Origin of the sequence: Arthrobacter agilis, from assembly GCF_002953615.1 — a bacterium.
Classification (GTDB): domain Bacteria; phylum Actinomycetota; class Actinomycetes; order Actinomycetales; family Micrococcaceae; genus Arthrobacter_D; species Arthrobacter_D agilis_B.
On the sequence record NZ_CP024915.1, the window covers coordinates 1,919,235 to 1,927,398 of the forward strand.

An 8,164-nucleotide genomic window follows, 5' to 3' on the forward strand; every position below is an offset into this window, starting at 1 on the left:
CGGCATCGGCGGCGCGGACGGCCTCGACGATCTCCTGCTCGGTCGAGGCCTCCACGAGTGTGCGGGCCGGGCCTCCGACGCGGGCGGTGGTGAGGTCGGCGAGACGCGTGCCCGTCAGTGGCGCCGTCACGGCAGCCTCACCACGGCCTGTGCCTTCACGAGGACCTTCTGCCCGGCGGACATCACCGTGAGGTCGACCCGTGCCGTCGATTTCTCCGTGTCGATCGCGCCCACGACGCCGGTCACCTCGACGACGGCCCCCGGCTCCCCCGGCTGCGCCGTCGTGTCCTCGACGACGACCGGCTTGGTGAAGCGCGTCTGGTAGTCGACGACGGCGGCCGGATCCCCGACCCAGTCGGTGACGAGCTGCACCGCGGCGCCCATCGTGAACATGCCGTGGGCGATGACGCCGGGAAGCCCGACGCCCTCGGCGAAGGCCTGGTTCCAGTGGATGGGGTTGAGGTCGCCCGAGGCCCCGGCGTACCGCACGAGGTCCTGGCGCGTGAGGGCGATGATGGCGGAGCCGATCTGCTGCCCGACCTCGAGTGTGGAGATGGATACCGTCATGGCTACTGGTCCTCTCCGCGCACGAGGATGGAGGACGTCGTCGTGGCCGTCGGCTCTCCGTCGACGGTCGAGATCTCGGCGCGCGTCGTGATCATCGCTCCCCCGCCCATGGCCCGCACGGAGTCCACGTGCAGTGCGGCGACGAGCTGGTCCCCGGCGAGGATGGGGCGATGGTGGACGAAGCGCTGGTCGGCGTGCACGACGCGCGTGAAGTCGATACCCGCGGACGGATCGCCGATGAGCTGCGCATCGGCGCGCTGCGCCACGATGATGGCGAAGGTCGGCGGAGCCACGAGGTCCGCGTGCCCGAGCGCCGCCGCGGCGTCGACGTCGTAGTGTGCCGGGTGGGTGGCCTTGACGGCCCGCGCGAAGTCGCGGATCGCCTCACGTCCCACGGAGTAGGTCTCTCCCGCGGGGTAGCTGCGCCCCTGCAGGTTCGGGTCGATGGTCATGGGTCCTCCGGTGGAAGCGGCGTGGGCAGTGGCGAAGCGAGCGGCGTCGCACCGCGCGGGAGTGGAACGGTCAGCGCAGGTCCTTCATGCGGCGTCGGACGTCGCGGGACCGGACCACCATGCCGGCGAGGTGGCACACCATGCCGACCACGATGACCGGGATGCCGGTGAGGACGAGGGCGCGCTGGTCCGTCGCGGCTCCGACGACCGCGACGAGGATGCCGATCGCCGTGGTCACCAGCGCGGAGACCACCAGCTTGCGGTACAGGTCCGTGCCGGTCTCCCAGGGCGTATTCAGCATGATCCGATTCTACTGCCGACTCCACCGGCCGCTGCTCAGAACAGCGCTTCCTGGACAGCGGGCACCGGCGTGCTGAAGGCCCCGGGCCTGATGCGCCGGCCCTTGAGCTGCGAGAGGTCCGCGACGAACAGGAGGTCGGTCCCGTCGATCGAGACCAGCGCCGACGGGCCGAGCACCTCTCCGACGGTGAAGCCGTGCCGCCCGCTGCCCAGGAACGCCGGGTACGGCTGCAGCCCGCTCCGTCCGAGGACGGCGGACCACGCCGCCGGCGGTTCGAACTCCTCGTGCACCACCTCGAAGCCGTCCAGTCCCAGGCCGCTCTCGAGCAGTCCCCGGGCCGCCAGGGCGAGACCGTCGTTCACGTGCTGGAGCTGCACAGGAGGCAGGGGTGCGCACAGCGACGCGGCCTTCGTCCCGGAGCGGACCGCCTGCTGGAGCCCGGTGCTACGGGTCACCTCGTCCTCGAGGATCCGGACGATCTGCGCGAAGCACCGCGCGCACTGGTAGCCCCGTTCGGCGGGCGCCTGGTCCGCGCACCGCACCCAGGTCCGGTCCTCCCGGCCGTGGACCCGGTGGAACCCCAGGCAGTACCGCCCCTCCGCGGCGACCTCGTAGGCCAGCCTCGTGCCGGGCGTGAGGCGGATGTCCTGGGCGCTGTCGTCGCCGGATCCGCCATCGGCCACGGCTCCCGGCACCTCGCCGGACACCCCCGTCGCCACCGCCGGCACCGCCCGGAGTGACAGGACCGGCCCCGAGGAACGCCAGTCCACGCCGCTGCAGAGGGAGACGGGATCCATACCTCCAGCCTAGACGCGGCCGCTCCCCCGTCGCCCGGGAGCGTCAGGCGAGCACTGCACTGAGGTCGTAGGCGGCGGGGACGTCGAGCTGCCCGAAGGTGCAGGAGCGTGCTTCGCGGTCCGGCCGCCACCGCTCGAACTGGACGGTGTGCCGGAAGCGGTCGCCCTCCATCTGGTCGTACCGCACCTCGACCACGCGCCGGGGGTGCAACCGGATGTAGGAGACGTCCCGGGCCGAGGCGAAGCGGCTGCGCTCGGTCTCGCCCCGTTCGATCTCCCCGGCCGCGTCGCGCATCACCTCGGGTTCGAGCTCCTCGACGAGTTCGAGCCGCCGCCTGTCCGAGAACGCCGAGATGCCGCCGACGTTGCGGAGTCCGCCGCCGTCGTCGTACAGGCCGAGCAGCAGGGAGCCGACGCCCGAGCCGGACTTGTGCACCCGGTATCCGAGTACCACCACGTCGGCGCTGCGGTGGTGCTTCACCTTCAGCATCAGCCGCTTGTTCGGTCCGTACGCGGCCGTGAGGGGTTTGGCCACGACGCCGTCGAGGCCCGCGCCCTCGAACTCGACGAGCCAGCGCCGTGCCAGGTCGACGTCGCGCGTGACCTGCGACAGGTGGACCGGTGCGGAGAAGGACTCGCCCACACCCTCCAGCGCCTTCCGCCGCTCACCGAAGGGGACATCCGTCAGGTCCTGGTCGTCGATCGCGAGGAGGTCGAACGCCACGAAGGACGACGGCGTCTCGTGCGCCAGGAGCCGCACCCTGCTCTCCGCGGGATGGATGCGCTGGGACAGTGCCTCCCAGTCGAGGCGTTCCGCGCCCGGTTCACCCTGCCGCACCACGATCTCGCCGTCGACGACGCAGCGATCGGGCAGGTTCTCGAGCAGGGCTTCGACGAGCTCCGGGAAGTACCGGGTGAGCATCTTCGAGCCCCTGCTCCCGATCTCGCAGGTGCCGTCCTCGATCCTGACGACGGCACGGAAGCCGTCCCACTTCGGCTCGTACAGGAGCCCGCCCGGCACGCTGTCCGGGTCGGGCACGGCATTCACCGCTTTCGCGAGCATCGGCTGGACGGGGAACGGCAGGTCGGTCATACCCTGATCCTGTCGCAGAGGACCCGCGCTTGGCTATGGGCGCAGGCGCGGGTGCTTCCGGGGGCGCCCGCGGTCAGGCGGTCTGGCCCTCGTGCGGGCCTTCGGCGATCTCCTCGAGGAGCTTGTCGTTGAAGGCGTCGAGATCTCCGGGGTTCCGGCTCGTGACCAGCCCCTGGTCCACCACCACTTCCTCGTCGCTCCAGTTGGCGCCGGCGTTCTTCAGGTCGGTGGCGAGCGTGTGGTAGGACGTCAGGTCGCGACCGCTGACCACTCCGGCCTCGATCAGCAGCCATGGGCCGTGGCAGATGGATGCGACGGGCTTGTGCTGTTCGAAGAACGCCCGGGTGAAGGCCTGGGCGTCCTTGTCGACCCGCAGGAAGTCGGCATTGACCACACCGCCCGGCAGCACCAGTGCGTCGTAGTCGTCCGCCGTCGCATCGGACACGGCGAGGTCCACCTCGAACGTGTCACCCTTGTCCATGCCGTCGAAGCCCTGCAGCGACCCGGTCTTGGGCGAGACCAGCGTGGGGACGCCGCCCGCTTCCTTAACCGCGTTCCACGGGCTCGTGAGCTCGATCTGCTCCACCCCGTCGGTCAGCAGGAATGCGACCTTCTTGCCTGAGATGTCGTGTTCGGACATGCTGTTCTCCCTTGCGTAGAGCGTGGCTGTCGTACGGTGTCCAGCCTAGGAAGCGCCCTAGTGATAAGCAAGCTGAGCAATTTTCCCCATCGGCCTCGCTAGGACCGCTTGGGGCGGGCACGCACGTGCATGCGCTCGCCCTGCTGCCCGAAGAGGCTGATGAATTCGACCGATTCCCCGTCGGCGCTGGCGAACCAGTGCGGCGTGTGGGTGTCGAACTCGGCAGCCTCGCCCGGCCCGAGCACGAAGTCGTTGCTCCCGAGCACGAGCCGCAACGAGCCGTTGAGGATGTACAGCCACTCATAGCCCTCGTGCACCTGCAGGTCGGGCTCCGTGCCGCGTGCGTTCCCCGCCAGCACCATCTTGTACGCCTGTACGCCACCCGGTCGCTTCGTCAGGGGGATGGCCGTGATGCCGTGGTGCTCGATCGGGCGCAGGTGGATCCGGGGATCACCGGTGGGAGGCGCCCCGACCAGGTCGTCGAGTGGGACGCCGTAGAGCTGCGCGATGGGCAGCAGGAGTTCCAGGTTGGGGCGCCGCTGGCCGGATTCGAGCCGGGACAGGGTACTGACCGACACGCCGGACGCCTCGGACACCTCGCCGAGGGTCAGGCTGCGTTCGGTACGCAGGGCCCGGAGCCGGGGTCCGACGGCGTCGAGCACTGATGTGAGGTCTGCTGCCATGGGTTCATCTTGCCATACCGGCAAAGAAGTTTGCTCATCTTGCCTCATCGCGCCGATGCTGGATTCATCAGCGCACCAGAAGGAGAACCACCATGCCAGCCACTATCAGGCCCCTGCAGGACAGGTACGACGTCGTCGTCGTCGGAGGCGGAGCCGCTGGACTCAGCGCCGCCGTGACCCTGGGCCGCGCACTCCGCTCCGTCCTCGTGCTCGACGCCGGCCGTCCCCGCAACGCACCCGCGCAGGGTGTCCACGGATTCCTGACACGTGAGGGCATGCATCCGCTCGCGCTGCTCGACGCCGGCCGTGGCGAGGCGGAGTCCTACGGGTCCACGGTCCTGGCGGCCGAGGCCGTGCAGGTGCGGCGCGAGACCCGAGGATTCGTCGTGGAGCTGTCCGACGGCCGCGTGGTCCGGGGGCGCCGCCTGCTCCTCGCCACCGGGCTCACCGACGGCCTGCCCGACATCCCCGGGCTCCTCGACCAGTGGGGTGCGGGCGTGGTCCACTGCCCGTACTGCCACGGCTACGAGATCCGCGGGCGGCGCATCGGCATCCTGGGCACCGGGCCCCTGTCCGTCCACCAGACCCTTCTCTTCCGGCAGTGGTCGGACGACATCACGCTCTTCCTCAACGACGCGGTGAGGCCGACGGACGAGGAATGGGACCGTCTGGCAGCGCGCTCCATCCGCGTGGTCGACGGCGCCGTCGCATCGGTCGACGCCATCGACGGCGTGCTGTCAGGGGTGACGACGCGCAGCGGCACGGCTTTCGCGCTGGACGCCCTGGCCGTCGGCACCCGGATGGAGGCCAACGGCGGCCTGCTCGCGCCGCTCGGACTGCCGGAGCAGCAGCATCCGTCGGGGATGGGCCGGTTCGTCGAACCCGGTCCCATGGGCACGACGGCGGTGCCCGGCGTCTATGTCGCCGGGAACGTCTCCAATCTCGCCGCGCAGGTCGTCGTGGCTGCGGCAGAAGGCACCATGGCAGGTGCTGCGATCAACGCGAGCCTCGTCGAGGAGGAGACGGCCTGGGCCGTGGAGGGCTACCGCGGGCCCTTCTCCGCGTCGTCGGAGAGCGAGGTCTCGGCGCGCGTCCTCGGCACGCGCCGGCACGGGCTCGATGATGGGGTCCCGGGTGCTTCCGCACCCGTCGGGTCGATGGTCCGCGACAGGGCCGGAGAAGGGGTGCGCCGTGCAGGTTGAGTACACGCAGGAGTTCTGGGACGACCGCTACCGGCAGCGTCCGAGGATCTGGAGTGGCAGGCCGAACCGCCAGCTCGTGGCCGTGGTGGAGGACCTCCCTGCGGGAAGGGCACTCGACGTCGGCTGCGGAGAGGGAGCGGACGCCGCCTGGCTCGCCTCCCGCGGCTGGTCCGTCCTCGGCATCGATGTGTCCGAGGTGGCGCTCTCCCGTGCCCGGGCCCACGCGGAGGGTCTCGAACCGTCCGTCGCCGAACGCCTCGAGTGGCGCCGGGTGGACCTGCTGGCATCACCGGACCTGCCCGCGGGCCTGGACCTCGTCTCCGTCCAGTTTCTACATCTGCCGGAACCGGAGCGTTCGCGCATCTTCGGCTCCCTGGCGACCCTGGTCGGCGTCGGAGGGACGCTCCTGATCGTCGCCCACGATCCCTCGGACCTCCACTCCGGCGTCGGACGGCCTGCCCAACCCGATCTCTTCTACACGCCGGAGGAGATGGCAGGGCTGCTCGACGACGGCTGGGACATCCGGGTGTGCGAGTCGCGTCCACGCGTCGAGCGCACCGCCGACGGCCGGGACGTGAGCATCAGCGACGCGGTGCTGCAGGCGGTACGGACCGGCTGACCCGTCCGCAAGGGCCCGGCGGCGTTCTCCGTCGCGTGCTTCCCGCCGGGCCCGTCGGTAGCCTCGACGCATGCAGTGGATCACGGAGAGATACGTCAACTTCGCCAGCATCATCGACGACTCGACCCTCGAACAGAACCGCAGAACCAGCTCCATGCCGTTCGTGTACCCCCACTTCGCCTCCATGCCCGACGCCCATCTGGGCCTTGGCTGTGCCGTCGGCTCGGTCCTGCCGACCCTCGGCGCCATCATCCCCGCGGCCGTCGGGGTGGACATCGGCTGCGGGATGGTCGCCGTGCGCACGGACCACTCCGCGGGGGACATCGCCCGCCTGGACCGGCGGAGGCTGCGTGAATCGATCGAACAAGCCATTCCCCTCTCCGCGGGCAACAACAACAAGCGGGTGTCCGCCTCCGCCCAGCCGCGCATCGACGCGCTCGACGAGGACGCCCGGCATGCCGGGTTCGACCCTGCCGGCTACCTGAAGAACTGGCGGCTCCAACTGGGTACCCTCGGCTCCGGCAACCATTTCATCGAGGTGTCGCTCGACGAGGCGGACGACGTCTGGCTGTTCCTGCACTCGGGCTCGCGGGGTATCGGGAATCGCATCGCGCAGCGCCACATCCGAGCGGCGCAGGACTATTGCGCGGGCCGGTCCATCTCGCTGCCGCACCGGGACCTCGCCTACCTCGAGGAGGGAACGCCCGCGTTCGACCGCTACATCAGCGAACTGCTGTGGGCGCAGAAGTTCGCCCTGCTCAACCGCGAGGAGATGATGGACCGCGTGGTCGGCCAGTTCACGCACTGGGTGGGCAAGCCCGTGCAGGAGCTCGAACGCATCAACTGCCACCACAACTACACGCACCGGGAGCACCACTTCGGGAAGGACGTGTGGCTCTCCCGCAAGGGCGCCATCGCGGCGGATCCCGGGCGACCCGGCCTCATCCCGGGCTCGATGGGCACGCGCTCCTACGTGGTGACGGGCCGGGGCAACAGGGAGGCGATGGACTCGGCACCCCACGGCGCGGGGCGGGAGTACTCGCGCAACGCCGCGCGGAGGACCTTCACGCAGGACCAGCTCCGGGCCGCAATGCAGGGTATCGAATTCCGGGACACCCCTGCGTTCCTCGACGAGATCCCCGCCGCCTACAAGGACATCGATGTCGTCATGCAGGATGCCCGGGACCTCGTGGACATCCGTCATACCCTGCGCCAGATCATCAACGTGAAGGGCGACTGACGGCCCCTGACGGCACCGCGGACGGGAGTGGCGGCGGCTAGGCTGGCGCCATGTCGCTCCTGACCGGCACGCAGCCGCCCGAACCGATCGTCGTGGACGTCGCATCCGATGCGCCGCAGTGGTGGGAGATCGTCGGCGCCCTCGCACCCCTCGCCGTCCTGCTCGCTGCGGTACTCGCGGCTGTCACGGCGTTCGCGGCCCTCCGGCAACGCTCGACGGCGGACCGGGCCGCACTGGAGCAGAAGAGGCGTGCGGACGACCGGGCCGAATGGTGGCGCAGGACGCAGTGGGCCATCGACGCCGCCACATCCCTCGACCCGATCCGGCAGGAAGCAGGGGTGGAGGCGCTGCTCCAGCTGTCCTACAGCGATCTGGCGACCGAGGAGGACCGCCTGATCCTGGACGCGATCTGGGTGAGCAATCCGGTGGCGAATCCGGAGGATCCCGACGCTGGACTGCCCGAAGGCGGTGCCGGACAATGAGACCAGGACGAAGGAGAGCGCCGATGACCGATTCAGCACATGCACGGCAAGCCCCGTCCGGACATGATGTTCTCGCGCTGGATGAGTC

General features: G+C 70.1%; 11 protein-coding genes and 1 pseudogene. 4 read left to right on the forward strand and 8 right to left on the reverse strand.

Annotated features, from left to right (window positions below; all coding sequences use genetic code 11):
* From CVO76_RS17340 to CVO76_RS09310, 8 genes and pseudogenes are all read right to left on the reverse strand, one after another.
* Positions 1–118, reverse strand: a pseudogene (locus CVO76_RS17340) (UDP-N-acetylmuramate dehydrogenase); the annotation flags it as partial.
* 8 nt (positions 119–126) lie between these two features.
* Entirely contained in the window at positions 127–567 is a 441-nt protein-coding gene (locus CVO76_RS09280; RefSeq protein ID WP_208739048.1) for a MaoC family dehydratase, read from the reverse strand.
* A gap of 2 nt (positions 568–569) precedes the next feature.
* A complete protein-coding gene (locus CVO76_RS09285; RefSeq protein ID WP_133082370.1) occupies positions 570–1,019 on the reverse strand; it encodes an FAS1-like dehydratase domain-containing protein in 450 nt (149 codons plus the stop codon).
* A 70-nt stretch (positions 1,020–1,089) separates the two neighbouring features.
* A complete protein-coding gene (locus tag CVO76_RS09290) occupies positions 1,090–1,320 on the reverse strand; it encodes a hypothetical protein (RefSeq protein WP_208739049.1) in 231 nt (76 codons plus the stop codon).
* A 35-nt stretch (positions 1,321–1,355) separates the two neighbouring features.
* Complete coding sequence (locus CVO76_RS09295; RefSeq protein WP_208739050.1) at positions 1,356–2,117, reverse strand: hypothetical protein; 762 nt, start codon at positions 2,115–2,117, stop codon at positions 1,356–1,358.
* A 43-nt stretch (positions 2,118–2,160) separates the two neighbouring features.
* Complete coding sequence (locus CVO76_RS09300; protein ID WP_208739051.1) at positions 2,161–3,210, reverse strand: ATP-dependent DNA ligase; 1,050 nt, start codon at positions 3,208–3,210, stop codon at positions 2,161–2,163.
* A gap of 73 nt (positions 3,211–3,283) precedes the next feature.
* Entirely contained in the window at positions 3,284–3,850 is a 567-nt protein-coding gene (locus CVO76_RS09305; protein WP_208739052.1) for a type 1 glutamine amidotransferase domain-containing protein, read from the reverse strand.
* A gap of 98 nt (positions 3,851–3,948) precedes the next feature.
* Positions 3,949–4,533 carry a helix-turn-helix domain-containing protein gene (locus tag CVO76_RS09310; RefSeq protein WP_208739053.1) on the reverse strand — a complete coding sequence of 195 codons (585 nt, stop codon included), beginning with the start codon at positions 4,531–4,533 and terminating at the stop codon, positions 3,949–3,951.
* A 92-nt stretch (positions 4,534–4,625) separates the two neighbouring features.
* On the opposite strand from CVO76_RS09310, the gene CVO76_RS09315 reads away from it, so the two are divergent.
* From CVO76_RS09315 to CVO76_RS09330, 4 genes are all read left to right on the forward strand, one after another.
* On the forward strand, positions 4,626–5,735 hold the full coding sequence (locus tag CVO76_RS09315) for an NAD(P)/FAD-dependent oxidoreductase (protein WP_208739054.1): 1,110 nt from the start codon (positions 4,626–4,628) through the stop codon (positions 5,733–5,735).
* The gene (locus CVO76_RS09320; RefSeq protein ID WP_244185844.1) at positions 5,725–6,354 is read left to right on the forward strand and encodes a class I SAM-dependent methyltransferase; all 630 of its coding nucleotides are present in this window, start codon (positions 5,725–5,727) and stop codon (positions 6,352–6,354) included. The genes CVO76_RS09315 and CVO76_RS09320 overlap by 11 nt, the downstream gene beginning before the upstream one ends.
* A gap of 70 nt (positions 6,355–6,424) precedes the next feature.
* Positions 6,425–7,594 (forward strand): RtcB family protein, encoded by a 1,170-nt coding sequence (locus tag CVO76_RS09325; protein WP_208739055.1) that lies wholly within the window; start codon positions 6,425–6,427, stop codon positions 7,592–7,594.
* A 50-nt stretch (positions 7,595–7,644) separates the two neighbouring features.
* Complete coding sequence (locus CVO76_RS09330) at positions 7,645–8,076, forward strand: hypothetical protein (RefSeq protein ID WP_208739056.1); 432 nt, start codon at positions 7,645–7,647, stop codon at positions 8,074–8,076.
* Positions 8,077–8,164 lie beyond the last annotated feature (88 nt).

What these genes read in the sequence shown, in the direction of transcription:
- CVO76_RS09280 (WP_208739048.1), bottom strand. Translation starts at nt 567, where the DNA reads ATGACGGTATCCATCTCCACACTCGAGGTCGGGCAGCAGATCGGCTCC.
- CVO76_RS09290 (WP_208739049.1), bottom strand. Translation starts at nt 1,320, where the DNA reads ATGCTGAATACGCCCTGGGAGACCGGCACGGACCTGTACCGCAAGCTG.
- CVO76_RS09300 (WP_208739051.1), bottom strand. Translation starts at nt 3,210, where the DNA reads ATGACCGACCTGCCGTTCCCCGTCCAGCCGATGCTCGCGAAAGCGGTG.
- CVO76_RS09285 (WP_133082370.1), bottom strand. Translation starts at nt 1,019, where the DNA reads ATGACCATCGACCCGAACCTGCAGGGGCGCAGCTACCCCGCGGGAGAG.
- CVO76_RS09325 (WP_208739055.1), top strand. Translation starts at nt 6,425, where the DNA reads ATGCAGTGGATCACGGAGAGATACGTCAACTTCGCCAGCATCATCGAC.
- CVO76_RS09310 (WP_208739053.1), bottom strand. Translation starts at nt 4,533, where the DNA reads ATGGCAGCAGACCTCACATCAGTGCTCGACGCCGTCGGACCCCGGCTC.
- CVO76_RS09305 (WP_208739052.1), bottom strand. Translation starts at nt 3,850, where the DNA reads ATGTCCGAACACGACATCTCAGGCAAGAAGGTCGCATTCCTGCTGACC.
- CVO76_RS09295 (WP_208739050.1), bottom strand. Translation starts at nt 2,117, where the DNA reads ATGGATCCCGTCTCCCTCTGCAGCGGCGTGGACTGGCGTTCCTCGGGG.
- CVO76_RS09330 (WP_208739056.1), top strand. Translation starts at nt 7,645, where the DNA reads ATGTCGCTCCTGACCGGCACGCAGCCGCCCGAACCGATCGTCGTGGAC.
- CVO76_RS09315 (WP_208739054.1), top strand. Translation starts at nt 4,626, where the DNA reads ATGCCAGCCACTATCAGGCCCCTGCAGGACAGGTACGACGTCGTCGTC.